Consider the following 24,525-nt stretch of genomic DNA (forward strand, 5'->3'; position numbering starts at 1 on the left):
GGAATGACGACAGGGAAGAGACCAAGGGCCGGCGTGGTCGGCCTGGCGGCGGTCGCGCTGATGGCCACCGTCCTCACGGGTCCCGCTCAGGCGGCGCGGGCCACGGCTCCCACGACGGCCGACCACCAGGCCACGCGGCACGCCATCGACGCGGCCGTCGCGGCCGGCGTGCCCGGCGTCACCGCCGAGGCCCGGGACGCCGGCGGAGTGTGGAAGTCGGCGGCGGGCGTGGGCGATCTGACGACGGGCGCTCCGCGCGGCAAGAACGACCGGTTCCGCGTCGGCAACATCACCAACACCTTCGTGGCGACGGTCCTGCTGCAGCTGGAGGCGGAGAACAAGCTCAGTCTCGACGACAGCGTGGAGCGCCATCTGCCCGGCCTGGTGACGGGCAACGGCAACGACGGCCGCACGATCACCGTACGGCAGCTCCTCAACCACACCAGCGGCCTGTTCGACTACTTCGCCGACCCGCAGTACGACGAGACATATGTGTTCGGCGACGGCTTCCTCCAGCACCGGTACGACACCCTGACGCCCGAGCAGCGTGTGCGCGTGGCCCTCGCGCACGCGCCGCTGTTCGCACCCGGTACCAGGTACTCCTTCTCCAACACCAACGACGTGCTGGCCGCGCTGGTCCTGGAGAAGGTCGCCGGCAGGCCGTACGAGGACGAGGTGCGCGACCGGATCATCGAACCCCTGGGACTGCGGGCGACGTCCAATCCCGGCACCGGCTTCCGCCTGACCGGACCGAGCAGCCGCGGCTACGCCAAGATCTTTCCGGCGCAGCCGGACCGGATCGACGACGTCACCGAGATGAACGGGTCACAGGGCTGGGGCAATGGCGACATCATCTCCAGCGCGGACGATCTGAACCGGTTCTACGGAGCGCTGATGCGCGGAAGGCTGCTGCCGCCGCGGCAGCTGAGGGAGATGAAGGCGACCGTCGACGATCCCGATTTCCCGGGCTCGTCCTACGGACTCGGCATCGAACGGCTCACGCTGAGCTGCGGCACCTCGGTGTGGTACCACGACGGCGGCGCACTGGGATGGCTCTCGCTGGCCGCCTTCACCGAGGACGGCCGCCACCAGCTCGCTTTCAACTACAACAGCACCTGGGGAGCGCAGACCATGCTCCCGGTTCTGAACGCCGAGTACTGCGGCACATCGTCCGGCTCGGAGGCTCCATGACCGTGCGAGCGGCCGTGGCCGGAGCGAGCGGATACGCGGGAGGTGAGCTCCTGCGCCTGCTCCTGGCCCATCCTGAAGTGGAGATCGGCGCGCTGACCGGCCAGTCCAGTGCGGGACGGCGGGTCGGCGCAGTGCAGCCGCACCTGACGCCGCTGGCCGAGCGGGAGGTGCGGCCCACCACCGCCGAGGTTCTCCAGGGCCACGACGTCGTCTTCCTCGCGCTGCCGCACGGCCAATCCGCCGCTGTGGCGGAGAAGTTGAGTGAGGAGACGCTCGTCGTCGACTGCGGCGCGGATTTCCGGCTCGCGGACGCGAGCGACTGGCAGAGGTTCTACGGCTCGGCGCACGCGGGCACCTGGCCGTACGGCCTGCCCGAACTGCCCGGCGCACGCGCCGCGTTGGCGGGCACCAGGCGCATCGCGGTGCCGGGCTGCTATCCGACGGCGGTCCTGCTGGCCCTCTTCCCGGCGTACGCGGCGGGCCTGGCCGAGCCCGAGGCGGTGGTCGTCGCCGCGTCCGGCACGTCCGGAGCCGGCAAGGCACCCAGGCCGGACCTGCTCGGCAGCGAGGTCATGGGCTCCATGCGGCCGTACGGCGTCGGCGGCGGCCATCGGCACACACCGGAGATGACGCAACACCTCGGCGCCGTGGCGGGCCGCCAAGTCGCCGTCTCCTTCACCCCGACCCTGGCGCCCATGCCGCGCGGCATCCTCGCCACCTGCTCCGCCGCGGCGCGGCCCGGAGTCGACGCGCACGACATACGCGCCGCGTACCACAAGGCACTGGCCGACGAGCCGTTCGTGCGGCTGCTGCCGGAGGGACAGTGGCCCTGCACCGCGGCCGTGTACGGATCGAACGCCGCGCACATCCAGGTGGCCCTCGACCCGTCGGTGGGCCGGATCATCGCGATCGCCGCCATCGACAACCTGACCAAGGGCACGGCGGGTGGGGCCGTGCAGAGCATGAACATCGCTCTCGGTCTCACCGAGGAGCTGGGTCTTTCCACGATCGGAGTCGCACCGTGAGCTGGGGGCACCTCCCGGCGGTAGCCGGGGGAGCACGTGCACGCGCGGACTGGGCGAACAAGGAGATGCAGTGAGTGTCACGGCAGCACGAGGGTTCGCGGCGGCCGGTGTCGCCGCGGGAATCAAGCAGAACGGCGGCCGGGACCTGGCTCTCGTCGTCAACAACGGGCCGTGTCACGCCGCGGCCGGCGTCTTCACCTCCAACCGCGTGCAGGCCGCGCCGGTCCAGTGGTCCCGGCAGGTACTCGCGGCGGGCGAGATCCGCGCGGTCGTGCTCAACTCCGGTGGTGCCAACGCCTGTACCGGACCGCGAGGCCTTGAGGACACATGTGCCACCGCGGAGCGAGCCGCGAAGCACCTCGGTCTGAACGCGGCGGACGTGGCGGTCTGTTCCACCGGGCTCATCGGCGTGCCGCTGCCGATGGACCGGGTCCTGGCCGGCGTCGAGCACGCCGTGACCCGGCTGTCCGCGGCCGGCGGCGAGGACGCGGCCGTCGCCGTCATGACCACGGACACGGTGCACAAGACGGCGTCCGTCAGCCGGGGCGCGTGGACCGTCGGCGGCATGGCCAAGGGCGCCGGCATGCTCGCGCCCGGGCTCGCCACGATGCTCGTCGTGCTCACCACGGACGCCGCGCTGAACGGCACCGCCCTGGACCGCGCGCTGCGGGACGCCACGCGTCGCACCTTCGACCGGGTCGACTCCGACGGCTGCATGTCCACCAACGACACCGTGCTGCTGCTCTCCTCCGGTGCCTCTCATGTCACTCCGGAGTACGACGAGTTCGCCGATGCCGTCCGCGAGGTCTGTGCCGATCTGGCCCGGCAGCTCGTCACGGACGCGGAAGGCGCGAGCAAGGAGATCCGCATCGAGGTCGTCGGCGCCGCGAGCGAGGACGACGCCGTCGAGGTGGGCCGGTCCGTCGCGCGCAACAACCTCCTCAAGTGCGCCGTCCACGGCGAGGATCCGAACTGGGGCCGCGTCCTGTCCGCCGTCGGCACCACGTCCGCCGCCTTCGAGCCCGACCGCCTCGATGTCGCGATCAACGGTGTGTGGGTGTGCAGGAACGGGTCGGTCGGCGAGGACCGCGGGCTGGTCGACATGAGCGGCCGTGAAGTGGTGATCACCGTGGACCTCGCCGCGGGTGCGGAGCGCGCCGTCATCTGGACGAACGACCTCACCGCCGACTACGTCCACGAGAACAGCGAGTACGCCTCGTGAACGCCTCGGACGACAGCGCCGGCACGGCGGACAACGCGGCGCTGACCCGCCGCTGGCAGGACGTCATGATGGACAACTTCGGCACTCCCCGGCTGCCTCTGGTCCAGGGGCGTGGCAGCCGGGTCCGGGACGCGGAGGGCCGTGAGTACCTCGACTTCGTCGGCGGTATCGCGGTCAACGCGCTCGGCCACGCGCATCCGGCGGTCGTGGCGGCCGTCTGCGAGCAGATCGCCGCGCTCGGACATGTCTCGAACCTGTTCATCGCGGAGCCGACCGTGCGCCTGGCCGAGCGGCTGCTGCGGCTGGCCGGACGCCGGGGCCGGGTCTACTTCTCCAACTCCGGAGCGGAGGCCAACGAGGCGGCCTTCAAGATCGGCAGACTCACCGGCCGTCCGCACATGGTGTCGGCCGCCGGCGGCTTCCACGGCCGCACCATGGGCGCGCTGGCCCTCACCGGACAGCCCGCCAAGCAGCGCCCGTTCCAGCCGCTGCCGGGCGACGTCAGCCATGTGCCGTACGGCGACGTCGAGGCCTTGCGCGCCGCCGTCACCGCGGACACCGCGCTGCTGGTGCTGGAGCCGCTGCAAGGAGAGAACGGCGTGGTCGTGCCGCCGCCGGGCTATCTGCGGGCGGCACGCGAGATCACCGCGGCGACCGGAACGCTGCTCGTCCTGGACGAGATCCAGACCGGCGTCGGCCGCACCGGCCACTGGTTCGCGGCGCAGGCCGACGGCGTCGAGGCGGACGTCGTCACGCTCGCCAAGGGCCTCGGCGGCGGTCTGCCGATCGGCGCGACGCTCGCCTTCGGACCAGCCGCCGAGCTGCTCACGCCCGGTGCGCACGGCTCCACCTTCAGCGGCAACCCGGTGGTGTGCGCCGCCGCGCTCGCCGTACTGGACACCATCGAGCGGACGGGCCTCCTCGACCGTGTGACGTCGGCCGGAGAGCGGCTGCGGCGCGGCCTGGAGACGCCGGCACATCCGCTGGTACGCGAAGTGCGCGGTGCCGGCCTGCTGATGGGCGTCGTGCTGGACGGTGCGTGCGCGGCGCGCGTGCAGCAAGCGGCACAGGACAGAGGTCTGCTGGTCAACGCGGTGATGCCGGACGTCGTCCGGCTCGCTCCGCCGCTGATCGTGTCGGACCGTGAGGTGGACACCTTCCTCGACGGCTTCCGCGCGGCGCTGTCCGAGGTCTTCGCCGAGGGACCGGTGGCGGCCTGACCGGTCGTGCCGCCGGAGATGCCACTGGACGGTCGGCACGAGGCTGGCTGGAAATTCACCGTGCAGGCGTTCGAGTGCCGCTACGGCATTGCTCCAGCCCGTCCTTCGAGACTTCTCGCTGGTTACGTGCACCGTTCTCATGGAGGCATGATGGCGCGTCAGGCCGGTCAAACCACGGGGTCGCGTGGCGCCCCGACAACCGCACTCCCCCAGCCACCGCCACGCGGGCCGCGCCCCGCGGGAGTCGCTCCGCGCCGGGGCCAGGTGCTGACGACCAAGGTCGGCCTGCAGATGCCGACCGGCATAGGCTACGACGAGTGGGAGCGGGCCGGACGGCAGCTGGCCGACGTCCTCGACTCGTCCTCCTGGTGGCTCGGCGACTGGCTCGTGTACGGCAAGGACCACTACACCGACCGCTACCAGCGCGGGATTCGCGCCGCCGGTCTCTCGTACCAGACGCTGCGCAACTACGCCTGGGTCTCACGGCGTTTCGAACTCAGTCGCCGCAGGCCCGCGCTGAGTTTCCAGCACCACGCCGAGCTGGCCTCCATGCCGGCCGAGCAGCAGGATCTCTGGCTCGACCGCGCCGAGCAGCACAAGTGGACGACCAAGCAGCTGCGCGGTGCCCTGCGCGCCGCGCGCCAGAGCGAGCACCAGCCGCGCACTCCGACCGAGCCGAGCCGCCACCTGGAGCTGCCCGGCAGCCGTCTTCAGTGGTGGCACAAGGCCGCGGAGCAGCTCGGTGTCGACTTCGAGCAGTGGGTGATGACGACGCTGGACAGCGCGGCGGCGAGCGCTCTGGAGGATCTCGGCCGGCCGGCGGAGCACGCGGAGATCCCCGGGCTCACGTCCGTCACGGGCCTGGCCGCGCCGGCCGCGGGCGGCGGCGCCGAGGAGGACGCGCGGCCCGGGGATCTCGCCGGGCGGAGCCGGCCGGTCGCCATCAGCGCCTGAGGCCTCGGCGCCGAGGCCTCAGGCGGCTCACGGCAGCCGGTTCATCAGCCCGGCGGTCGCGCGCTGATACGCGCACGCGCTCTGCCCGAACGACTCCTTGACCCGCTCGCGTACCTCGCCCGGTTGCTCCTGGCTCAGTTTGAACATGCCCTCGGCTCCGGTCACCGTGAACCGGAAGGCGCCCACGCCGGGCACGATCTTGCGGAAGTAGTCGAGCGACTCGGTCATGTCCCAGCCGTTGCCGAACGCCCCTTCGAAGGCGCGCACGGTGGACCGCACCACGTCCAGCGTCTCCTCCGTCGACTCGATCCTCTCCACCACACCGCGGACATGCACCGCGGTGAAGTTCCAGGTGGGAGCGGCCGGCGTCACCTCGTACACCGTGGGTGACACATAGGAGTGCGGGCCGGTGAACGTCAGGAGCAGGACGCTGCCCGTCCGCATCGCCTCCCAGTGCGGATTCGCCCGGTTCATGTGCCCGAGCAGCGTGGCTCCCGGCAGCTCGCCGGACCAGTCGCCGGACGTCTCGGGGTCGAAGATGACCGGCAGATGAGTGGCGAACGGACCGTCCTCCGGGCTGCCGTTGGCCACGGCGAGTGCCAATGGATTTCCACGGATCAGATCCACCATCCACGAACAGTCCGGTTCGCGGTAAAAGCTGGGCACGAACATCCGGATTCACCCTCTCGGCAATTGGCTCAGGGCATGGCTCTGGCTCAGGGCATGGCTGATCCCATTACTCCGGACACATCCGCCATCGGCCGCGCCACGCGGAAATCTTGAGAATCCGCGCCGACCGTACCGCCGTCCCGTCGGCAGGACAACGCTCGCCGAAATACCGCGCCTCCAGAAGCTCTCAAGTGGTCTTCAAGCCGTCTTCCAGTTGCCTTCCCGTCGTCTTCGAGGCACGCTCCAAAGCACACTGCAGAACGGTCTCTCGGGCCACCTGGCCGAGTTTTCCAGACGCAAGCAGGAGAATTTCTTATGGGCATAGCGGGTAGGCGCAACCAAGAGATCTACGACGTGGTCGGTATCGGGTTCGGCCCGTCCAACCTGTCGCTCGCGATCGCCTTGGAGGAGCACGGGGCGAGCGATCCGCAACACCCGGTCACCTCTCATTTCTTCGAGCGGCAACCCACGTTCGGCTGGCACCGGAACATGCTGCTGCCGTCGACGACCATGCAGATCTCGTTCCTCAAGGACCTGGCGACATTCCGGAATCCGATGTCCCGGTTCAGCTTCATCTCGTATCTGCACGCCTCGAACCGGCTGGTGCAGTTCGTGAACAACCAGGACTTCTTCCCGACCCGGCAGGAGTTCCACCAGTACCTGGAGTGGGCGGCCGCCGGCCTCGGCGACCGGGTCACCTACGGCGCCGAGGTCACTTCGGTCCGTCCCGGCACCGAGGCAGGCTCCCGGGCGCCCGACCTCGTCGAGGTCGAGGTGCGCAGGAGCGACGGCACCACCGACGTGGTCGCCGCGCGCAACGTGGTCGTCTCGACGGGCCTGGTGCCGCGGCTGCCGGACGGAGTGACGTCCGACGAACGGGTGTGGCACAGCTCGGAGTTCCTGACCCGGTTCCACGCGCAGGCGCCGGACGACCTCAGGAGCGTGGCGGTGGTCGGCGCCGGCCAGAGCGCGGCGGAGATCACCCGGTTCCTCCACGACGCGCTGCCGCACGCCCAGGTCAACGCGGTCATCCCGTCCTACGGCTACTCGATCGCCGACGACACCCCCTTCGCCAACCAGGTGTTCGATCCCGGCGCGGTCGACGAGTACTACTTCGGCACCGAGCGGGCCCGGGACGCGTTCTGGCACTACCACCGCAACACCAACTACTCGGTGGTCGACGCCGATGTCATCCGGGACCTGTACCAGCGGTCGTACGACGAGCAGGTGCGCGGCAGCCGGCGGCTGCACTTCCGCAACCTCACCAGGGTCGCCGAGGTGGTACGCGCCGGAAGCGGGACGCGGGTGGTGCTGCGCTCGGTGCTGGACGACCGGACGGAGGAACTGGCCGTCGACGCGCTGGTGTTCGCCACCGGCTACGACGGTCTGGATCCGGCTCGCCTGCTCGGCGACTTCGACCGGCACTTCCTGCGCGACGCGGCGGGCCGGCACCGGGTCGAACGCGACTACCGCCTCGTCACCGCGTCGGAACTGACCTGCGGCGTCTATCTCCAGGGCGGCACCGAGCACAGCCACGGACTGACGTCGTCACTGCTGTCGAACATCGCGGTACGCAGCGGCGAGATCGCCGATTCGATCGTACTGCGGCGCACCGAACGGCAGTTGGGCAGCAGCCGGACCGTGCGGGCGACGTCCTCGGTCGCCTGAGGCAGCGCACCGCGGTACGGGCCCCGGTGCCGAGGCCGCAGCACCGGGGCCCGCCCCACAGCCGAGCGTTCTCACAGAAGGAGTCGTGCTTATGAGCGCCAACCGCCCGGCCGGCGGCCCTCTTCTCCGGCGTGCGAGGTCCTCATGACCGTCACTGCGCATCCGGACCTGGTCAAGGCCGGGTTCCTCGGCGAGGCCGTGCCGTGGTTGGCCCGCCACCAGGGCCGGACGGTCGTCATCAAGCTGGGCGGTCACGCCATGGTCGACGAAGACCTCACGGCGGCATTCGCCCGGGACGTCGTCTTCCTGCGCTACGCCGGGCTGCGGCCCGTGGTGGTGCACGGAGGAGGCCCGCAGATCGACGCCGAGCTGGCGCGGCGCGGCCTGGAGCGCGAGTTCAAGGCCGGGCTCAGAGTCACCTCGCCGGCCGCGCTGGACGTGGTGCGGATGGTCCTCGCCGGCCAGGTGCAGCGCGAACTGGTCGGGCTGATCAACCGCTTCGGGCCGCTCGCCGTCGGCATGACCGGCGAGGACGCGGACACGCTCACCGCGGTACGGCATGTGCCGTGGATCGACGGCGAGCCGGTGGACATCGGCAGGGTCGGCGACATCACCGGCGTGAACACCGGTGCGCTGGACAACCTGCTGGCCGACGGCCGGATCCCGGTGGTCTCGCCGCTCGCGCGCAGCACCGAGGACGGTCTGGTCCACAACGTCAACGCCGACACCGTGGCGGCGGCGCTCGCGACGGCGCTGCGCGCCGAGGCGCTCGTCATGCTGACGGACGTCGCGGGTCTGTACGCGGGCTGGCCGCACAGCGACGAGGTCATCCGGCGGCTCACGGCCGGCGAGCTGGAAAAGCTCCTGCCGGAGCTGAGCGACGGCATGGTTCCCAAGATGACCGGCTGCCTGCGCGCCGTGCGCGGCGGCGTGGGCGCGGCCCGGGTCATCGACGGCCGGGTTCCGCACTCGGTACTGCTGGAGATGTTCGGCGACGACAGGGCCGGCACGGTGATCGTGCCGGACCCGGACGAGGCGGAGGTCCTCCCGTGAACAAGGGCCGGCCACGACACCGGGCTCCCGGCCCGCACCCGCCCGGCACCCGGACCACGACACGCGAACGAAGGCGAGAGCAGTGTCCGTGACAGACATGCCCTGGGCTCAACCGCCGGTCTCCGACCACCTGCCGCACCCGCCGGCCCTCGGCCACGCCCCGGCGCCCGCCACCGCAACGGCCAGGACCCGGCTCGTCCTGCTGAGCACACGGTCCGAACCCGACGGCCCGCCACCCGGCACCGACCGCACCACCGGCCCCGATACCGGCCGTACCCGCACGTACGCAACCGGCGCTGCGCTCTCCTGCGGCCCGGGCGGCCGGCCCGAGTCCCGCGATCCCGCGTCCGGCGATTCCGAGTTCTGCCGGACGCCGCACAGCGATCCGCCCGACGCTCTCATCGGCCTGCGGTTCGCCGATGCGAGCGCGCTCGAACGGGCCGGCGTCGCGTTCGGCGCTGGGCGGAGTCCGGGGCTCGGCGATGCGTGGAGTGATCCGGCGACGCTGACTCTCCGGATCGCCGGAGATGCCGGCGTCGAGACCTTACGGGCCGTGCTCGCGGTTCTCGACGCGGCGGCGGTCAGCGCCGAGTGGCTCACCGTGCACACCCGTGAACTCGGCGACGTCCACGCCGCGTTCACCGGCCTGCCGTGATCCTCGGTCAGGCCGCCTCGCGCAGGTCGCGGTGATCCTGCCGGTCCTGCCGGTCCTGCCGGTCCTGCCGGTCCTGCCGGTCCTGCCGGTCCTGCCGGTCCTGCTGGTCCTGCTGGTCCGGCTGGTCCGGCTGGTCCCGCTGGGCGGCGTACACCGCGATGAAGGCGGCGAGCCCGCGCAGGGCGCCGTCCGGCCCGAGCGCCGTGACCGGCACGCTCTCGCCGAGCCCTCGCGACAGCGCGCGGTGTGCCTTCAGTGCGGCGGCCACCAGTTCGTCCGAGTTCTCCGGGTCGGTGTCCGGCATGGCTGTCTCCTCGTCGCTCAGGCCAGGTCGTCGCGGGTCACGCGACGGTGTGCGGTGCGCCACTCGCCGTGGCTGCGGACCAGGACGTCCTCCATGACGCACACGTACAGGACTCTCGGACCGCCTTCGCTCGGTGTGACGTACACCAGGGCCGAGCAGCGGGTGTGCAGCGAGCCGTCCGTCCTGGGCCGTACGTCGAGCATGCCGACCCAGTGGTCGAGGCGGCCGCCGGTGCGCCGCTGCCGGGCCGCGCCGGCGCGCACATAGCGGGCGAGGCCGGCGCGGGCACGCACCGGCGCGGGCAGGGTGGGCAGTTCGAGTATGGCGTCCTCGGTGAAGGTGTCCGCCCAGCGTTCGGTGTCGTGTGTGTCCAGGATCCGCATCTGGTGCGCGTAGAACTGCTGGACCTCGGCGTACAGGGCGGCGAACTCCAGGCTGCGGACGGGGTGTTCGGCGCTACCCACCAGCTCGACGGCCATGGCCTCAGCCTCCGCTTCCATCCGTGCCGTTGAGGAATCCGAACTCGGCGCACGAACAGTCTCTGCGGCACGGATGGAGCCTCTTTCAATTACTCCTCAAGCGCTCCCGCCGATGTGCCGCGGTCCCACCGACTTGAGGCCCGCGCGAACGGCACGGTGGCCGCTGCGGAAGGCGTGTTCGAGCCGTTCTCCAGGTACGTCGGCGAGGCTCGGGGCGTCGATGTAGTGGTCGTGTTGCCGGCTGGGTGTCGAATGCGCCGCCGCCGGGACACCTGGAGGACGACTTGGGGGACGGCCGATGAAACGGGTCGTGATCACCGGTATCGGAGTGGTCGCGCCGGGCGGTGTGGGCACCAAGGAGTTCTGGTCGCTGCTCACCGCGGGCCGCACGGCCACCCGTGGTATCACCCTGTTCGACCCGGCCCGGTTCCGCTCGCGTATCGCGGCGGAAGTGGACTTCGCGCCCGAGACGCACGGGTTCACCGCGGCCGATGTCGAACGGCTCGACCGCGCCGCCCAGTTCGCGGTGGTATCGGCCCGCGAGGCGCTGGCCGACAGCGGTCTGGACGGACAGCTCGACCCGCTGCGCACCGGCGTCGCGCTCGGCAGCGCGGTCGGCTGCACCACCGGCCTGGACGTCGAGTACGCGACCGTCAGCGACAGCGGCGCCCACTGGCTGGTCGACCACGAGCGCGCCGTCAGCCATCTGTTCGACTACTTCGTGCCGAGCTCACTGGCCGCCGAGGTCGCCCACACGGTCGGTGCCCAGGGGCCGGTCGCGCTCGTGTCCACGGGCTGCACCTCGGGCCTGGACTCCGTCGGGCACGCCGTCGAGCTGATCCGCGAGGGCAGCGCGGACGTCGTCGTCACCGGCGCCACCGAGGCACCGATCTCGCCCATCACGCTCGCCTGCTTCGATGCCATCAAGGCCACCACGGCCCGTAACGACGAGCCGGAGACGGCCTCGCGGCCCTTCGACCGGACGCGCAACGGCTTCGTCCTCGGTGAGGGCTCGGCCGTCCTGGTCGTCGAGGAGCTGGAGCACGCCCGCCGCCGCGGTGCGCATGTGTACGCCGAGATCGCCGGCTTCGCCAGCCGCAGCAACGCCTACCACATGACCGGACTGCGGTCGGACGGCCGCGAGATGGCCGAGGCCATCACCGCCGCTCTGGACGAGGCCCGGCTCGCTCCCGCGGACGTCGACTACATCAACGCGCACGGCTCCGGCACCAAGCAGAACGACCGGCACGAGACGACCGCGTTCAAGCGCAGCCTGGGCGCACGGGCCCACGAGGTGCCGGTCAGCTCCATCAAGTCGATGATCGGCCACTCGCTCGGCGCGATCGGCTCGCTCGAAATCGCCGCCAGCGCTCTGGCCATCGAGCACGACGTCGTGCCGCCGACGGCCAATCTGCACGAACCCGACCCTTCCTGCGACCTGGACTACACACCGCTGGTGGCCCGCGAGCAGGTCACCGACACGGTCCTCACCGTGGGCAGCGGCTTCGGCGGGTTCCAGAGCGCCATGGTCTTGACCCGCCCGCACCTGGGAGTGAACGCATGACCGGCACACCCCTTCTCGACCGCACCACCGCACCGGCCTCCACCCCGTTTGCGGCCACCCGCACCCGCGCCGTGGTCACCGGCATCGGTGTCGCCGCGCCGAACGGGCTGGGCACCGAGGCCTGGTGGGCGGCGGTGCTTCGCGGCGAGAGCGGCATCCGCCGCCTGACCCGCTTCGACGCCTCCGGCTATCCGGCCCAACTGGCCGGCGAGGTGCCCGGGTTCGTCGCCGAGGACCATGTGCCGAGCCGGCTGATGGCACAGACCGACCAGGTCACGCGGCTGTCGCTGGCGGCCGCCGAAGAGGCCCTGAAGGACGCCGGTGTCGACCCGGCCGGACTGCCCGATTTCTCGGCGGGCGTGGTCACCGCGAGTTCCGCGGGCGGCTTCGAGTACGGCCAGCGCGAGCTGCAGGCGCTGTGGAGCAAGGGCAGCCAGCATGTGAGCGCCTACCAGTCCTTCGCCTGGTTCTACGCGGTGAACACCGGCCAGCTCTCCATCCGGCACGGGATGCGCGGTGCCAGCGGTGTGCTGGTGACCGAGCAGGCGGGCGGCCTGGACGCCGTGGGCCAGGCGCGCCGTCAACTGCGCAGGGGCGCCTCGCTCGTGGTGACGGGCGCGGTCGACTCGGCGCTGTGCCCGTGGGCCTGGGCCGCACACCTGGCAGAGGGACGCATCAGCGTCAGCGACGATCCGGACCGCGCCTTCCTGCCGTTCTCGGCGGACGCGAACGGCTACGTGCCCGGCGAGGGCGGCGCCCTGCTGGTCCTGGAGGACGCCGACGCGGCGAGCGCACGTGGCGCCCGGGAGTACGGGACGGTCGCCGGATACGCCTCCACCTTCGATCCGGCGCCGCAGGCCGGCGGAGGTTCGCGGCTCGGCGCCGCGGCCGAACTGGCCCTGGCGGACGCGGGCGTGCGGCCCGACCAGGTCGACGTGGTCTTCGCCGACGGCGCCGGTGAACGAGCGGCCGACCGGGCCGAGGCACAGGCGATCGGCGAGCTGTTCGGAGAGCGCGGCGTTCCGGTGACCGTACCGAAGACGATGACGGGCCGGCTCGCCGCCGGAGGCGCCTCGCTGGACCTGGCCGCGGCCCTTCTGTCGCTGCGGGACCAGGTGATTCCGCCGACGACCGGCACGCGCGACCCGGCCGGCGACTGCGCGCTGGATCTCGTGACCGGTGCGCCGCGCCGTGGCGTCGCACTGCGGACCGCGCTGGTACTGGCGCGCGGGCGCGGTGGTTTCAACGCCGCGGCCGTGGTCCGCGCCTGACAGCCCGCGCCACCGCCCTCTCGCACCAGGCGCAGCCGACATGCGCCTTCGTCCGGACCGAAAGAAAGCCCAAGAAAGAGGTATGCCGTGAACCGGCTCGAACTCACCGATCTGACCGACCTGCTGCGCGAGTGCGCCGGCGAGGAGGAGGGCGTCGACCTGGACGGCAACATCCTGGACGTCCCGTTCGCCGAACTCGGCTACGACTCGCTGGCGTTGCTCCAGACGACCGGCCACATCGAGCGGGACTTCGACGTGCTCCTGGACGAGGAAGCCATCGACGAGGCGGAGACGCCGCGCAAGTACCTCGAACTGGTCAACCGGGCGCTGTCCGAGCGCACCCCGGTCTGACAGGAGAGATGCACATCCCGAACGCCCCGGGCTACGCGCGGCAGGCCGGCAGTCCGCCGTTGTACTCCGTCATCTCCGCGAACAGCGCCGGAATGTCCAGCGGCGCGCCCGGCGCCGCGCCGTGCTCCTCCGCGTAGGCCCGGTGCAGGTTCGGCACCAGACGCTCGGCGTCCAGCAGGCCGGCGAAGGCACCGGGACCGTTCGCGCGAGCCAGTTCGAGCGGGGACACGCCTTCGGCGACGCCTCGCCGTGCCAGGTCGCGCAGCCAGTGGAAGTACGCCTCGTTGGCGTCGATCACCTCAGGGCCGCCGACGGGACCGTGGCCGGGCACGACCACCAGCGGGTCCAGCCGGCGCATGCGCTCCAGTGCGTCCAGGGAACCGCTGACGGAACCCATGACACAGAACGGCGTGACACCGGACATCACCAGGTCACCGGTGAACAGCACGCGTTGCCCGGGCAGCCACACCGCGGTGTCGTTGGTCGTGTGCGCGGCCGGACCGAGGTGCAGCAGTTCCACGCGCACATCACCTGCGTGCAGCGTGAGCGCGTCGCGGAAGGTCACCTCCGGCAGCGTGAGATCGATGTCGCCCCAACACACGTCCGGCCACAGCGACGTCAGATGCAGTCCCGCGGCCGCCATGTCGGAGCGTGTCCGCTCGTGCGCGACGACCACGGCCTCCGGGAAGAGGTGGTTGCCGAAGGTGTGATCGCCGTGGAAGTGGGTGTTGACCAGGGTGCGCGGAGGCGTGGCCGTACGGCGCAGCACCTCCTCGCGCAGCCGCCGCGCCCGGGCCTCGGTGGCCGCCGTGTCGACGAGCACACCACCGCCTCCGTCTCCGACGACCAGGCCCGCATTGCTCAGGCACCAGCCGCCGTCGGGCTGCACGAACGCGTACACCCCGTCGGCGACCTCGGTCAGCGTTCCCGGACAGGGGGTCATGGCGTCTCCGTTTCGGTCATTCGGGCCGCGCGCCAGCCTGCACGGCACCGGTCGCACCCGGTTGGAACCTGCCTCAAGCCCGATGGGCGGATGGGCCCGCCGGGCCGGTTGAGCGGCCTTCCGACCGACCTCGAGCAACGCGGGAGACGGTCGACGTCATCACGGCGTTTGTGGAAGGAATCCGATGACGACAACGACGAAGCCCGTCGCGCTGGTGACGGGCGCGACGAGCGGTATCGGGCTGGCTGTCGCCCGGCAGCTGGGCCGTACCGGCCACCGTGTCTTCCTGTGTGCGCGGGGCGAGACGGAGGTCAAGCAGACGGTCCACGACCTGCGCGAGGAGGGCATCGAGGCCGACGGCATCGCCGCGGACGTCCGCTCCCGCGACTCGGTCGCCCGGCTGGTCGCCGCGGCCGTCCAGGCCTTCGGCCCCATCACTGTCCTGGTCAACAACGCGGGCCGCAGCGGCGGCGGCCCGACGGCCGACCTCTCCGACGACCTCTGGTACGACGTCATCGACACCAACCTCAACAGCGTCTTCCTGGTCACCCGCGAGGCCCTGAAGAACGGCGGCCTGGCCGGCGCCGCCGGCGGCCGGATCATCAACATCGCCTCCACCGCGGGCAAGCAGGGCGTCGTGCTCGGCGCTCCGTACAGCGCCTCCAAGCACGGTGTCGTCGGCTTCACCAAGGCCCTCGGCAAGGAACTCGCTCCGGCCGGTGTCACCGTCAACGCCGTGTGCCCCGGCTACGTCGAGACGCCCATGGCGCAGCGCGTCCGCCAGGGATACGCCGCCGCCTGGGACACCACCGAGGAGCAGATCCAGGAGCAGTTCGAGGCCAAGATCCCGCTCGGCCGCTACTCCACGCCGGAGGAGGTCGCCGGCCTGGTCGGCTACCTCGCCTCCGAGACCGCCGCCTCCATCACCGCGCAGGCCCTCAACGTCTGCGGCGGCCTCGGCAACTTCTGAACGCGCATCCTGAACCCAGGGATCAGAGAAGGGACAGTGAAGGTGTCGGCCGAGCAGGTTCATCGCACCTCGCACGACGTGGAGATCGCGGCGCCCGCGGCGGTCGTCTACGAGTTGATCGCGGACACGGCGCAGTGGCCGCTGCTCTTCCCGCCGAACGTGTACGTGGAGCGGCTGGAGTTCGACGGCACGCACGAGCGGCTGCGCATGTGGGCGACCGCCAACGGCGAGGTCAAGTCGTGGACCTCACGCCGCCGGCTGGACGCGGCCGCGCGGCGCGTCGACTTCCGCCAGGAGGTCTCGGCCGCTCCGCTCACCGGCATGGGCGGCACCTGGATCGTCGAGGACCGCGGAGCGGAAGCGTCCCGGCTGGTCCTGCTGCACGACTTCACGGTGGGCGAGGACCGGCCCGAGGACGTCGAGTGGGTCGAGCGGGCCACGGACACCAACAGCCGGGCCGAACTCGGCCGTCTGAAGGCCCTCGCCGAGCGCTGGTCGCGGCTCGACCGACTGGTCCTGTCCTTCGAGGACAGCGTGCGGGTCGAGGGCCCGGCCGAGCCGGTCTACGACTTCCTCTATCGCGTCGGCGACTGGCCCCGGCTGGTCCCGCACGTGTCCCGCCTGGACCTGACCGAGGACACTCCCGGCGTGCAGGTCATGGCGATGGACACACGCACCGCCGACGGCTCCACCCACACCACCGAGTCCATCCGCGTGTGCTTCCCGGACACCGGCCGCATCGTCTACAAGCAGACGGCCACTCCGGCACTGATGGAGGCCCACACCGGCCGATGGTCCGTCGTGCCCGACGACACGGGCGTCACCGTCACCTCGCAGCACAGCGTCATCCTCCGCGAGGAGGCCATCCCGTCCGTCCTCGGCGAGGACGCCACCATCGACCAGGCCCGCCGCTACGTCCGCGAGGCCCTCGGCCGCAACTCCACCGCCACGCTCAACCTCGCCAAGCGGCACGCGGAGACGTCACTCGCGGCACGGTGACCGTGCGACGGGCGTCGCGCACGGCGCGGTGACCGTACGGCGGGCGCCCGCGGTCAGACGTCGTCGGGTCCGGTATCGGTGAAGGCGCCGGCGGTCGCGGCCAGGACGGTGCTTCTGGCCGCGTGCCGGGCCAGGCCTGGTTCGGGAGGCAGGTGCATCAGGACGAGCTGGTGGTACAGCGGTGCGGTGGCGGCGAGGAGCAGGCGCCGCGCGTGGGTGCCGGCGGGCAGTTCGCCGCGCTCGACGGCCCGCCGTACGACGGGCTCACAGCGCGTGTACCGGTCCTCCCAGAAGCGTCGCAGGGCGCGGGCCGCCTCCTCGGAACGGAAGGACGCGGCGATCAGCGCCTCGGTGGCCGACGGCTGCTCGGTCAGCGCCGCCTGGAGTTCCTCGTTCAGGGCCACCAGGTCGCCGAGCAGGGAGCCGGTGTCGTGGGGCTGCCAGTCGTCGTCGGCCGCGGCGTCGAACACGTCCGCGAGCAGGCCGCCGACGTCCCGCCAGCGCCGGTAGACGGTGGTGCGGTGGACGCCCGCGCGGGACGCGACCGTGTCCACGGTCAAGGCGTCGTATCCGTGTTCCACCAGCTCGGCGCGGACCGCGTCGAGCACCTGCCCGCGGATCCGGGCCGTGCGGCCACCCGGGCGGGTGAGGCCGGGTGATCGGGTTGCAGAGCGGGACGGAACCATGGCAGCATCTTAATGCAACAGTTGCCGCATTAGTGGAGTCACCGATGCTCATCCGAAGCGTTCACCCGGCCCCTCGGCCCACGACGGCCGCCTCGTTCACGAATGCTTCGGAGTCCTCCCATGCCTACGCAGATCACCGCTCTCGACGTCACCAAGTCCTTCGACGGCCGGCTCGTCCTTGACTCGGTCACCTGTTCGCTCGCCGCTGGTGAGCGCACCGGAATCGTCGGCGAGAACGGGTCGGGCAAGACCACACTGCTGCGCCTGCTCGCCGGGCATGAGCGGCCGGACCAGGGAGAGGTCGTCGTCCACGCGGACGGCGGCGTCGGATATCTCGCACAGGACGGACAGCTGCCGCCCGGTGCGACCGTCCGGGAGGTCGTCGACCGGGCCCTCGGCGAACTCAAGGCGATCGAGCGGCGGATGCGCGTCCTCGAAGCGGCCATGGCCGCCGGTGACGAGTCCGGCATGGCCGAGTACGGCGAGCTGCTGACCGTCTTCGAACTGCGCGGCGGCTACGAGGCCGATGCCCGTGTCGAGCGGGCCCTGTACGGCCTCGGCCTGGGCCGGCTGGGCCGTGACCGTGTGGTGGGCGGCCTCTCCGGCGGTGAGCAGGTCCGGCTGCGTCTCGCCGCTCTGCTGGCCGCCGCGCCCGAGGTACTGCTGCTGGACGAGCCGACCAACCACCTCGACGCGGACGCCCTCGGCTGGCTGGAGGACCACCTGCGCAGCCGCCCCGGCACCACCGTCGCCGTCTCCCACGACCGGGACTTCCTCGAACGCGTGGCGACCAGCCTGCTGGAGGTGGACGGCGACCGGCACGACGTCGTCCGGTACGGCAACGGCTACGCCGGCTACCTCGCCGAGAAGGCGGCCGCACGGCAGCGGTGGGCTCAGGCGCATGAGCAGTGGCAGGCCGACGTGGACCGCTTCCGGGACGCGGCCGCGACCACCGCGCGGCGAGTGGCGCCGGGACGCGCCATCAAGGACGGCAACAAGATGGCCTACGACCGTGCGGCCGGACGCGTGCAGCAGTCGGTGGCCAGCAGGGTGCGCCAGGCCGAGGAGCGGCTGAGCCGCCTCCTGGACAGCCCGGTCCCACCGCCGCCGGAACCGCTGCGCTTCGCTCCCGTACTGCGGGCCGGCGCGCTGCGCGGCGTCGTGCTGCACGCCACGGACGTCAGCGTTCCGGACCGGCTCGCACCGACCGGCCTGGAGGTCTCGGCGGGCGAACGGCTGCTCATCACCGGCCCCAACGGAAGCGGCAAGAGCACCTTGCTCCGCGTTCTGGCCGGCGACCTGGCACCGCACGACGGAAGCGTCGTCCGGCGCGGCCGGATCGGTCATCTCCCCCAGGAACCGCGCCCCGGCCGGCCCGGCGAGACCCTGCTGACCGCCTTCGCCCGCGGGCGCGCGGGACATCCCGCCGAACACGCCGACCAGCTGCTCGCCCTGGGCCTCTTCCACCGCGACCAGCTCCTGGTACCGGTGGACCGCCTGTCCACCGGCCAGCGCCAGCGGCTCGCACTGGCCCGGCTCATCAGCGAGCCATGGGACGTCCTGCTCCTCGACGAGCCCACCAACCATTTGTCTCCCGCCCTCGTCGAGGAACTGGAGACCGCCCTCCTCGGCTTCACCGGCACCCTCGTGGTCGTCACCCACGACCGCCGCCTGCGCCGCCGCTGGCAGGGCACCCAACTCACTCTGGAACCGGCGTCCCTGGCCACGACCGGAGGCTGACGGGCCGGACAACCGGGGCGCCTGGGCCGACGGACAACTGCGGCCAGGGCGCACCGATCCGGACATGGGACCGGCCAAGACACGGGACCGGCCAAAGCGCGGGACCCGCCAAAGCTCGGGACCCGCCAAAGCACGGGGCCGGACAGCGCACGCGACTGGCCAGGGAGACGCGACCGGCCAGGGAAACGGAACCGGACAGCACACGGGACCGGCCAGGGAGACGCGACTGGCCAGGGGAAACGGGACCGGCCGGCACACATGACCAGCCAGCGCGCGGCACCGCCCAGGGACACGGAACCGAACAGAGAGACGCGACAGGTCAGGGAGACGGTACCGGGCGGGCCGGGCCGGCCGGGAGGGTGGCGTCGGCGTCCTCCGGGTCTGTTTCGCGGTCCGGGTCCACGGGGGTCAGGTGCAGCGGTACCAGCGCACGGGCCAGCGCCTCGTCCTCCAACTCGCGCCCGCGGGCCGCCACATAGCCGTCGGGCCGGATGAGCACCCAGCCGCCGGGGCCGAGGCCCAGGCCGTCGCGCAGCTCTCCGCCGGGGTCGGGCAGCGGGGCGGGCGCGCCGGCCGCGCAGTCGCCGACGGTACGCACCGACAGCCAGGTGCCGTGCCGTCGGGCCGCCCGCGCCGCCACCCGCAGGTACGGGTCTCGGTCGTCGCCGGAGGCGGGCGCGTAGAGGAGCGAGAACCGGGGTTCGCGCAGTTCCGCGTGCAGGGCCGTGGGACCGGGCGTGTGCGGTGACCGGGCCGCGGCGGCCGCCGCGCGCTCACCGGGTCCCGGCGCTCCGGGGACGGCGGACACGAACACCGGTGCGCCGATGGGATCGGCCATGGGGACGGGGCAGGGCCGCTCACCGGTGGTCAGCGAACTGTCCCGGTAGCCCAGCCGGAGGCCCGACGTGGCACCGGACACCGTGCGCTGCACCATCCGCCGCAACGCGGGAACGCGGCGGACGGCCGTGAGCACGGCGGGCAGCGCCGCTCGCGTCAGCAGGGTCCGGAAACGTACGGGAACCGGCCGCCCGGCCGGCACCCGCTCCGCGCCGTAACTGTCGAGCAAGGCCCGTGCCGCGTAGCCCTGTTCGACCATGGCCAGTTTCCACGCGAGGTTGTACACGTCCTGGATCCCGGTGTTCAGGCCCAGCCCGGAATCGCAGCCGAGCACGCGCGCCGCGTCACCCACGACGAAGACCCTTCCGTCGTACATCCGCGGGACCGAACCCTGCCATCCGGTATGCGCCCAGGGAACGCCGTCGGCCCCGTCGCAGCCGACGAGCCAGCCGGCCACGCGCTGTTCCTCGGCACCGTCGGCGGTGCCGAGACGGTACCGGACACCGCTGCCGTGCTGGGTGAAACCGGCCAGCCGCTGGCCCCACTCGATCCGGACGCCGAGCGCGGCCAGCGCCTCGCGCAGGGCGGCCTCCAGGTGGCTCTGCCGTACGGCGAAGCTGTACGGGTGGCGGGTGGGCGTCGCCGCGTAGTCCGCCTGGAGCCGGACCGCCGGTCCACGGCCGCCGGCATGCAGAGTCAGCGACCGGCTCTCGCTCCCGTGCCGCAGCACCGCCTCGGCCACGCCCATCTGATCGAGCGTCTCCAGAGTGCGGGGCTGCAGGAGGACGACCCGGCCGCTGGGCTCGGGTCCCGGAGCGGCGTCGACGATCCGCACGCGCAGGCCCCGACGGGCCAGTTCATACGCGGCGCTCAGCCCGACCGGCCCCGCACCCGCGACCAGCACCCGCGGCGCGAGGTCAGCGTGCGTCATCGGCCGCCTCCACGCTCCGCTCGTCGACGAAGGTCACCATGGTCACTCTCTCCTTGATCGTCTTGATCGTCTCGATCGTCGGGTCGGGCCGACGGGCACCGCGTGATTCACGGTGTCGCTCCCGCCGCGGTCCGCGCGGTGGACAGCGCCACGCGGCAGGCTCGGCCGACGAGTGCCGGTGCGGTCTTGTCGCGTACGAAGAAGTGGTCGCCGGGGACCGTGCGCCGGACGAATGGTCCGGTCGTCCAGTGGCGCCAGCCGCCGAGCATCTCGGGCGGCACCAGTTCGTCGTCGGCGCCGCCGGCCACCAGCAGCGGCAGTGACAGCGGGCCGCCGGTCGCCGGGCTGCGGGCCGCGGTGCGCAGTGCGGCGGCGAGGCGCAGGTCGTCGCGGAGCACCGGCAGTACGGCACGGCGCCAGAGGTCGCCGTCGATGAGTTCCGCGCCGGTGGACGGGGCGGCGGCGCCGGTCAGTCTGCGCAGGAGTGCGTCCGGCTCCGGGGCCGCGCCCGGGTCCGCTCCGTCAGGCAGGAGCGCCGGGGCGTCGGGAGGAGCGCACGCGCCGATCGCGACGAAGGCCGGCCGTGGCGGCCGGCCTTCGGGCGTGTCGAGTGCGCGGGCCAGCGTGTAGGCGATGAGGCCGCCGAGGCTGTGGCCGTAGAACGCGAAGGGTTCCGCCAGGGGGCCGAGGCGCGGCAGGAGCGCGGCGACCGCCTCGTCCCGTCCGGTCAGGCGCGCTGCTCGCCTTCCCAGGCGGCCGGGCAGGGCCACGGGAACGACGCGCACGCCGTCTCCGACGGGACCGCGCCAGCGGTGGAAGCAGCTCGCTCCGGCACCGGCGTGTGCGAAGCAGTAGAGCGTCAGGGGCCGGCCGACCGGCATGGTGCGCGCCTCCTCCCGGCTGGCCCGGACCGTCCGGGCGTCGTCGTCGCCGGCTTACGACAGTGGGTGAGGAGGCTGGAGAAACGCTCGAAGCCGGCCACACGGACGGTCAGGCGACGGCCGCCGCCGGAGAGAGCAGCCGGGCCATCTGGAGCAGTTGGGACGCCGCCTGGTCGACGCGGCCGATGAGACGCTCGGGCGGGTCCATGATCAGTTCGGCGCGTTCGGCGACGAGCTGTGTGGGCACGCTCCAGCCGCCCATGGAGCGGACGACCGCGCGCAGGTGGTCGCAGGCGGTGGCGCCGGTGTGCACGGTGGCGCCGGTGGCGGCGACGAGCACCGCCTTGTCGCGCAGCGCGGAACGCGGCGCGTGATCCAGCAGGTTCTTGAGCGCGCCGGCGTAGCTGCCGTGCTGGACGGGAGTGATCAGGACGACCGCGTGCGCGGCGGCGAGGCGTTCGCGCACGTGGCCGACGTCCGGATCGGCTTCGAGGGCGCCGGTGGTAAAGGCGTCGGCGTCCAGGCCGGGCAGGCGCAGCAGCCGTCGGTCCAGTGCGGTGACCGTGCCGACCGGGTCGAGGCGTTCCAGGCGATGGCGGACCAGACCGGCCAGGCGGGCCGAGGTGGACACGGCCGCGGTGCTGCCGCTGAGGATGAGCGTCTCCATGGAAGCTCCCTCAGCCCACCAGGGCGTAGCGGCCGGCTGGACGGGACAGGCCGAGGCGCTCGCGCAGGGTCGTGCCGGCCGGGGGCTGCGGGGCGAGCAGGCCGCGGTCGCGCAGCTCGGGGACGGCGTCGGTCAGGAAGGGGTCGTCGGCGCGGTGCAGCGGCACGAGGAAGCCGTCCACCGCCCGCTGCCGGGTCCACCGGTCCACATGGTCGGCGCCGGCGCCGGCGGGCAGGGGGGCGAAGACCTTGACCTGATCCGCCGCGCGTCCGGCCTCGGTCGCGTCCCGGCGGATGCGCTCGCGCCGGGCGCGGGCCTGTTCGAGGTCGGTGGTGTCCAGGAAGACCGCGTCGGCGGATGCGGCGAGGGCGGGGTCGGTGACGGCGGTGAGAGGGTGGCCCTGTGGCGGGCGGGCGACGTTGAGGGGGCCGGCGACGCTGTAGTGCTCGCCGTTGTGGTCGAGGCTGTGCACGCGGTCGAGGTGCCAGTAGACGCCGCTGTCACGGTCGTGCGCGAAGGCGTCGTCGTCGAAGCTGTCCCACAGGCCCTTGACGACGTCGATGTACTCGGCGGCACCGGCCGCGTGGCTGCCGTCGGCCGCCGGCGCGGAGCACCAGCCGGCGCGGCCGCGGCTGAGGTGGTCGAGGGAGGCGGTGATCCGGGCGAGGTGGTAGGGCGCCAGGTCGCCGGAGGGCGGGCGGACGATGAGGCCGATGTGCCGGGTGACGGCGGCCAGCGCGGCGGCCAGTGTGGTGGCCTCGAAGCGTGCCGGCATGTCGGCCGTGCCGTCGCAGAGGACGGCCGCGGCGAAGCCGCTGTCCTCCGCGGCCCGTACGGCGGCGCGTACGGCCGGGAAGGCGGCGGGGCCGCCGGGCGCCTGGTGGGGTGCGATGGCCGCGAGGAGAACCGCGGTGGGTGTGTCGTGCTGTCCGGAGGTCACGCGGCACCTGCTTTCTGAAGGCGTGCGGGGATGTCCAGGCCGAGGTTCTCGCGCAGGGTGGTGCCCTCGTAGGACGTGCGGAAGAGACCGCGCCGCTGGATCTCGGGGATGACGTGGTCGACGAAGTCGTCGGCGGAGCCGGGAAGATACGGGAAGTCGATGTTGAAGCCGTCGGCTCCACCCTGGGTGAACCAGGACTCCATGTGGTCGGCGATCTGCTCGGGAGTTCCGGCGATGATGTCGCCCATGAGACGCAGCGCGAGGCCGCGGATGGTGAGGTTCTCGCGGCGGGCGAGGCCGATGAGGCGTTCGGTGGTGCTCTGCGACTGGTTGGTGTACGGGACGTCGGGGACGGGGCCGTCGACGGGGTGGTCGCTGAGGTCGATGCCGAGGAAGTCCTGGAGTGTGCGCAGCGCGACGTGGTCGGGGACCAGTTCCTGGAACTCGGCCAGGCGCTCTTCGGCCTCGGCCTCGGTGGCGGCGACGATCGGTGCGAGCGTCGGCCAGACCATGACCTGGTCGGGGTTGCGGCCGTGGGCGGCGACGCGGGACTTGAGGTCGGCGTAGAAGTCCTGGGCGTCGCCGAGGCGGTTGTGACGGGTGAAGATGACCTCGGCGTGGCGGGCGGCGAATTCCCGGCCGACGGGCGAGGAGCCCGCCTGGATGATCACCGGACGGCCCTGGACCGGGCGGGCGACGTCGAGCGGGCCGGCGACGTCGAAGTACTCGCCGCGGTGGTCGATGCGGGTGCCGGCGGTGCCGCCGTCCGCGTCACCGGCGCTGTCCCACAGCTGCTGGACGACGTCGATGAACTCCTCGGCACGCTGGTAGCGCTGTCCGTGCTCCATGTGCTCGGGCTTGCCGAAGTTGACGGACTCCCAGGGCGCCGCGGACGTGACGACGTTCCAGGCGGCACGGCCGCCGCTGAGGTGATCGAGGGAGGCGTAGCGGCCGGCGATGTGGCGCGGCTCGTTGTAGGTGGTGGTGGCGGTGGCGGCGAGGCCGATGTGCTCGGTGGCGGCCGCGTAGGCGGCCAGCAGGGTGAGCGGCTCGAAGTGCTCGGTGCGCGAGGTGTGGCACAGCGAGTCGAGATGGGTGCCCCAGACGGCGACGATGTCGGCGATGAACACGGCGTCGAACAGGCCGCGTTCGAGGGTTCGGGCGTTGCGGATGTGGAAGTCGAGGTCGAGTTGGGCATCGGCCTGTGTCGCCGGATGCCGCCAGGCGGCGACGTGGCCGCCGGGGCCGTCGATGATTCCTGCCAGGGTCATCCGCCTGCGGGGTGCGGGCATGGAGGGTCTCCTC

At 72.2% G+C, this 24,525-nt stretch carries 24 protein-coding genes; 14 read left to right on the plus strand and 10 right to left on the minus strand.

What is annotated here, in order from left to right:
* Window positions 1-3: 3 nt before the first annotated feature.
* The 5 genes from ACWC0C_RS17620 to ACWC0C_RS17640 all read left to right on the plus strand — a co-directional run bounded on the left by ACWC0C_RS17620 (window position 4) and on the right by ACWC0C_RS17640 (window position 5,612).
* Window positions 4-1,191, plus strand: coding sequence for a serine hydrolase domain-containing protein (locus ACWC0C_RS17620; protein ID WP_450864758.1), 1,188 nt, complete (start codon window positions 4-6; stop codon window positions 1,189-1,191).
* Complete coding sequence (argC, locus tag ACWC0C_RS17625; RefSeq protein WP_450864759.1) at window positions 1,188-2,216, plus strand: N-acetyl-gamma-glutamyl-phosphate reductase; 1,029 nt, start codon at window positions 1,188-1,190, stop codon at window positions 2,214-2,216. Before ACWC0C_RS17620 ends, argC begins: the two co-directional genes overlap by 4 nt.
* Window positions 2,217-2,286: 70 nt before the next feature.
* Window positions 2,287-3,438, plus strand: coding sequence for a bifunctional glutamate N-acetyltransferase/amino-acid acetyltransferase ArgJ (gene argJ, locus ACWC0C_RS17630; protein WP_450864760.1), 1,152 nt, complete (start codon window positions 2,287-2,289; stop codon window positions 3,436-3,438).
* Window positions 3,435-4,658, plus strand: coding sequence for an acetylornithine transaminase (locus ACWC0C_RS17635; RefSeq protein ID WP_450864761.1), 1,224 nt, complete (start codon window positions 3,435-3,437; stop codon window positions 4,656-4,658). The genes argJ and ACWC0C_RS17635 overlap by 4 nt, the downstream gene beginning before the upstream one ends.
* 264 nt (window positions 4,659-4,922) lie before the next feature.
* Window positions 4,923-5,612 carry an LmbU family transcriptional regulator gene (locus ACWC0C_RS17640; RefSeq protein WP_450864762.1) on the plus strand — a complete coding sequence of 230 codons (690 nt, stop codon included), beginning with the start codon at window positions 4,923-4,925 and terminating at the stop codon, window positions 5,610-5,612.
* Between the two features lie 27 nt (window positions 5,613-5,639).
* Here the strand turns inward: ACWC0C_RS17640 and ACWC0C_RS17645 are convergent, their stop codons facing one another.
* On the minus strand, window positions 5,640-6,284 hold the full coding sequence (locus ACWC0C_RS17645) for an FMN-binding negative transcriptional regulator (RefSeq protein WP_449195650.1): 645 nt from the start codon (window positions 6,282-6,284) through the stop codon (window positions 5,640-5,642).
* A 312-nt stretch (window positions 6,285-6,596) separates the two neighbouring features.
* Here ACWC0C_RS17645 and ACWC0C_RS17650 point away from each other — a divergent pair, with 312 nt between their 5' ends.
* The 3 genes from ACWC0C_RS17650 (at window position 6,597) to ACWC0C_RS17660 (ending at window position 9,657) form a co-directional block, all read left to right on the plus strand.
* On the plus strand, window positions 6,597-7,949 hold the full coding sequence (locus ACWC0C_RS17650) for a lysine N(6)-hydroxylase/L-ornithine N(5)-oxygenase family protein (protein WP_450864763.1): 1,353 nt from the start codon (window positions 6,597-6,599) through the stop codon (window positions 7,947-7,949).
* 144 nt (window positions 7,950-8,093) lie between these two features.
* On the plus strand, window positions 8,094-9,002 hold the full coding sequence (gene argB / locus ACWC0C_RS17655) for an acetylglutamate kinase (RefSeq protein WP_449195652.1): 909 nt from the start codon (window positions 8,094-8,096) through the stop codon (window positions 9,000-9,002).
* 88 nt (window positions 9,003-9,090) lie between these two features.
* On the plus strand, window positions 9,091-9,657 hold the full coding sequence (locus tag ACWC0C_RS17660; protein WP_450864764.1) for a hypothetical protein: 567 nt from the start codon (window positions 9,091-9,093) through the stop codon (window positions 9,655-9,657).
* A gap of 7 nt (window positions 9,658-9,664) precedes the next feature.
* Here ACWC0C_RS17660 and ACWC0C_RS17665 read toward each other — a convergent pair whose 3' ends face one another.
* Together ACWC0C_RS17665 and ACWC0C_RS17670 are read right to left on the minus strand one after the other, a co-directional pair.
* Window positions 9,665-9,961 (minus strand): hypothetical protein, encoded by a 297-nt coding sequence (locus ACWC0C_RS17665; protein WP_450864765.1) that lies wholly within the window; start codon window positions 9,959-9,961, stop codon window positions 9,665-9,667.
* 17 nt (window positions 9,962-9,978) lie between these two features.
* Window positions 9,979-10,440, minus strand: coding sequence for a nuclear transport factor 2 family protein (locus tag ACWC0C_RS17670; RefSeq protein ID WP_450864766.1), 462 nt, complete (start codon window positions 10,438-10,440; stop codon window positions 9,979-9,981).
* 298 nt (window positions 10,441-10,738) lie between these two features.
* Between ACWC0C_RS17670 and ACWC0C_RS17675 the strand changes: the two genes are divergently transcribed.
* From ACWC0C_RS17675 to ACWC0C_RS17685, 3 genes are all read left to right on the plus strand, one after another.
* Window positions 10,739-12,004 carry a beta-ketoacyl-[acyl-carrier-protein] synthase family protein gene (locus tag ACWC0C_RS17675; protein WP_450864767.1) on the plus strand — a complete coding sequence of 422 codons (1,266 nt, stop codon included), beginning with the start codon at window positions 10,739-10,741 and terminating at the stop codon, window positions 12,002-12,004.
* Window positions 12,001-13,275, plus strand: coding sequence for a ketosynthase chain-length factor (locus ACWC0C_RS17680; RefSeq protein ID WP_450864768.1), 1,275 nt, complete (start codon window positions 12,001-12,003; stop codon window positions 13,273-13,275). The genes ACWC0C_RS17675 and ACWC0C_RS17680 overlap by 4 nt, the downstream gene beginning before the upstream one ends.
* Window positions 13,276-13,362: 87 nt before the next feature.
* A complete protein-coding gene (locus ACWC0C_RS17685) occupies window positions 13,363-13,626 on the plus strand; it encodes an acyl carrier protein (RefSeq protein WP_449195658.1) in 264 nt (87 codons plus the stop codon).
* 31 nt (window positions 13,627-13,657) lie between these two features.
* Here ACWC0C_RS17685 and ACWC0C_RS17690 read toward each other — a convergent pair whose 3' ends face one another.
* Window positions 13,658-14,569: an MBL fold metallo-hydrolase gene (locus ACWC0C_RS17690; RefSeq protein WP_450864769.1), complete on the minus strand. Its 912-nt coding sequence runs from the start codon at window positions 14,567-14,569 to the stop codon at window positions 13,658-13,660.
* Window positions 14,570-14,753: 184 nt separating this feature from the next.
* Here ACWC0C_RS17690 and fabG point away from each other — a divergent pair, with 184 nt between their 5' ends.
* Together fabG and ACWC0C_RS17700 are read left to right on the plus strand one after the other, a co-directional pair.
* Window positions 14,754-15,539, plus strand: a complete 786-nt coding sequence (gene fabG / locus ACWC0C_RS17695; protein ID WP_450864770.1) for a 3-oxoacyl-ACP reductase FabG — start codon at window positions 14,754-14,756, stop codon at window positions 15,537-15,539.
* Window positions 15,540-15,581: 42 nt separating this feature from the next.
* Window positions 15,582-16,538, plus strand: a complete 957-nt coding sequence (locus ACWC0C_RS17700) for an aromatase/cyclase (RefSeq protein ID WP_450864771.1) — start codon at window positions 15,582-15,584, stop codon at window positions 16,536-16,538.
* Window positions 16,539-16,591: 53 nt separating this feature from the next.
* Here the strand turns inward: ACWC0C_RS17700 and ACWC0C_RS17705 are convergent, their stop codons facing one another.
* On the minus strand, window positions 16,592-17,224 hold the full coding sequence (locus ACWC0C_RS17705) for a TetR/AcrR family transcriptional regulator (RefSeq protein WP_449195662.1): 633 nt from the start codon (window positions 17,222-17,224) through the stop codon (window positions 16,592-16,594).
* 120 nt (window positions 17,225-17,344) lie between these two features.
* Here ACWC0C_RS17705 and abc-f point away from each other — a divergent pair, with 120 nt between their 5' ends.
* Window positions 17,345-18,964 (plus strand): ribosomal protection-like ABC-F family protein, encoded by a 1,620-nt coding sequence (gene abc-f, locus ACWC0C_RS17710; protein WP_450864772.1) that lies wholly within the window; start codon window positions 17,345-17,347, stop codon window positions 18,962-18,964.
* A 319-nt stretch (window positions 18,965-19,283) separates the two neighbouring features.
* Here the strand turns inward: abc-f and ACWC0C_RS17715 are convergent, their stop codons facing one another.
* From ACWC0C_RS17715 to ACWC0C_RS17735, 5 genes are all read right to left on the minus strand, one after another.
* On the minus strand, window positions 19,284-20,732 hold the full coding sequence (locus tag ACWC0C_RS17715; RefSeq protein WP_450864773.1) for an FAD-dependent oxidoreductase: 1,449 nt from the start codon (window positions 20,730-20,732) through the stop codon (window positions 19,284-19,286).
* Window positions 20,733-20,839: 107 nt separating this feature from the next.
* A complete protein-coding gene (locus ACWC0C_RS17720) occupies window positions 20,840-21,613 on the minus strand; it encodes a thioesterase II family protein (protein WP_450864774.1) in 774 nt (257 codons plus the stop codon).
* A gap of 109 nt (window positions 21,614-21,722) precedes the next feature.
* Entirely contained in the window at window positions 21,723-22,280 is a 558-nt protein-coding gene (locus ACWC0C_RS17725) for an NADPH-dependent FMN reductase (protein ID WP_450864775.1), read from the minus strand.
* Between the two features lie 10 nt (window positions 22,281-22,290).
* Window positions 22,291-23,220: an LLM class flavin-dependent oxidoreductase gene (locus ACWC0C_RS17730; protein WP_450864776.1), complete on the minus strand. Its 930-nt coding sequence runs from the start codon at window positions 23,218-23,220 to the stop codon at window positions 22,291-22,293.
* Window positions 23,217-24,512 (minus strand): LLM class flavin-dependent oxidoreductase, encoded by a 1,296-nt coding sequence (locus ACWC0C_RS17735; RefSeq protein ID WP_449195668.1) that lies wholly within the window; start codon window positions 24,510-24,512, stop codon window positions 23,217-23,219. Before ACWC0C_RS17735 ends, ACWC0C_RS17730 begins: the two co-directional genes overlap by 4 nt.
* Between the last annotated feature and the right edge of the window lie 13 nt (window positions 24,513-24,525).

The sequence above is a fragment of the Streptomyces sp. NPDC001709 genome (assembly GCF_053596375.1).

Excerpts from the sequence above, each read along its gene's own strand:
- ACWC0C_RS17675 (WP_450864767.1), top strand. The coding sequence starts at position 10,739 with ATGAAACGGGTCGTGATCACCGGTATCGGAGTGGTCGCGCCGGGCGGT.
- abc-f (WP_450864772.1), top strand. The coding sequence starts at position 17,345 with ATGCCTACGCAGATCACCGCTCTCGACGTCACCAAGTCCTTCGACGGC.
- ACWC0C_RS17690 (WP_450864769.1), bottom strand. The coding sequence starts at position 14,569 with ATGACCCCCTGTCCGGGAACGCTGACCGAGGTCGCCGACGGGGTGTAC.
- ACWC0C_RS17680 (WP_450864768.1), top strand. The coding sequence starts at position 12,001 with ATGACCGGCACACCCCTTCTCGACCGCACCACCGCACCGGCCTCCACC.
- ACWC0C_RS17720 (WP_450864774.1), bottom strand. The coding sequence starts at position 21,613 with ATGCCGGTCGGCCGGCCCCTGACGCTCTACTGCTTCGCACACGCCGGT.
- ACWC0C_RS17705 (WP_449195662.1), bottom strand. The coding sequence starts at position 17,224 with ATGGTTCCGTCCCGCTCTGCAACCCGATCACCCGGCCTCACCCGCCCG.
- ACWC0C_RS17735 (WP_449195668.1), bottom strand. The coding sequence starts at position 24,512 with ATGCCCGCACCCCGCAGGCGGATGACCCTGGCAGGAATCATCGACGGC.
- ACWC0C_RS17620 (WP_450864758.1), top strand. The coding sequence starts at position 4 with ATGACGACAGGGAAGAGACCAAGGGCCGGCGTGGTCGGCCTGGCGGCG.
- ACWC0C_RS17650 (WP_450864763.1), top strand. The coding sequence starts at position 6,597 with ATGGGCATAGCGGGTAGGCGCAACCAAGAGATCTACGACGTGGTCGGT.
- ACWC0C_RS17725 (WP_450864775.1), bottom strand. The coding sequence starts at position 22,280 with ATGGAGACGCTCATCCTCAGCGGCAGCACCGCGGCCGTGTCCACCTCG.
- ACWC0C_RS17715 (WP_450864773.1), bottom strand. The coding sequence starts at position 20,732 with ATGACGCACGCTGACCTCGCGCCGCGGGTGCTGGTCGCGGGTGCGGGG.
- argC (WP_450864759.1), top strand. The coding sequence starts at position 1,188 with ATGACCGTGCGAGCGGCCGTGGCCGGAGCGAGCGGATACGCGGGAGGT.
- argB (WP_449195652.1), top strand. The coding sequence starts at position 8,094 with ATGACCGTCACTGCGCATCCGGACCTGGTCAAGGCCGGGTTCCTCGGC.
- ACWC0C_RS17665 (WP_450864765.1), bottom strand. The coding sequence starts at position 9,961 with ATGCCGGACACCGACCCGGAGAACTCGGACGAACTGGTGGCCGCCGCA.
- ACWC0C_RS17670 (WP_450864766.1), bottom strand. The coding sequence starts at position 10,440 with ATGGCCGTCGAGCTGGTGGGTAGCGCCGAACACCCCGTCCGCAGCCTG.
- fabG (WP_450864770.1), top strand. The coding sequence starts at position 14,754 with ATGACGACAACGACGAAGCCCGTCGCGCTGGTGACGGGCGCGACGAGC.
- ACWC0C_RS17645 (WP_449195650.1), bottom strand. The coding sequence starts at position 6,284 with ATGTTCGTGCCCAGCTTTTACCGCGAACCGGACTGTTCGTGGATGGTG.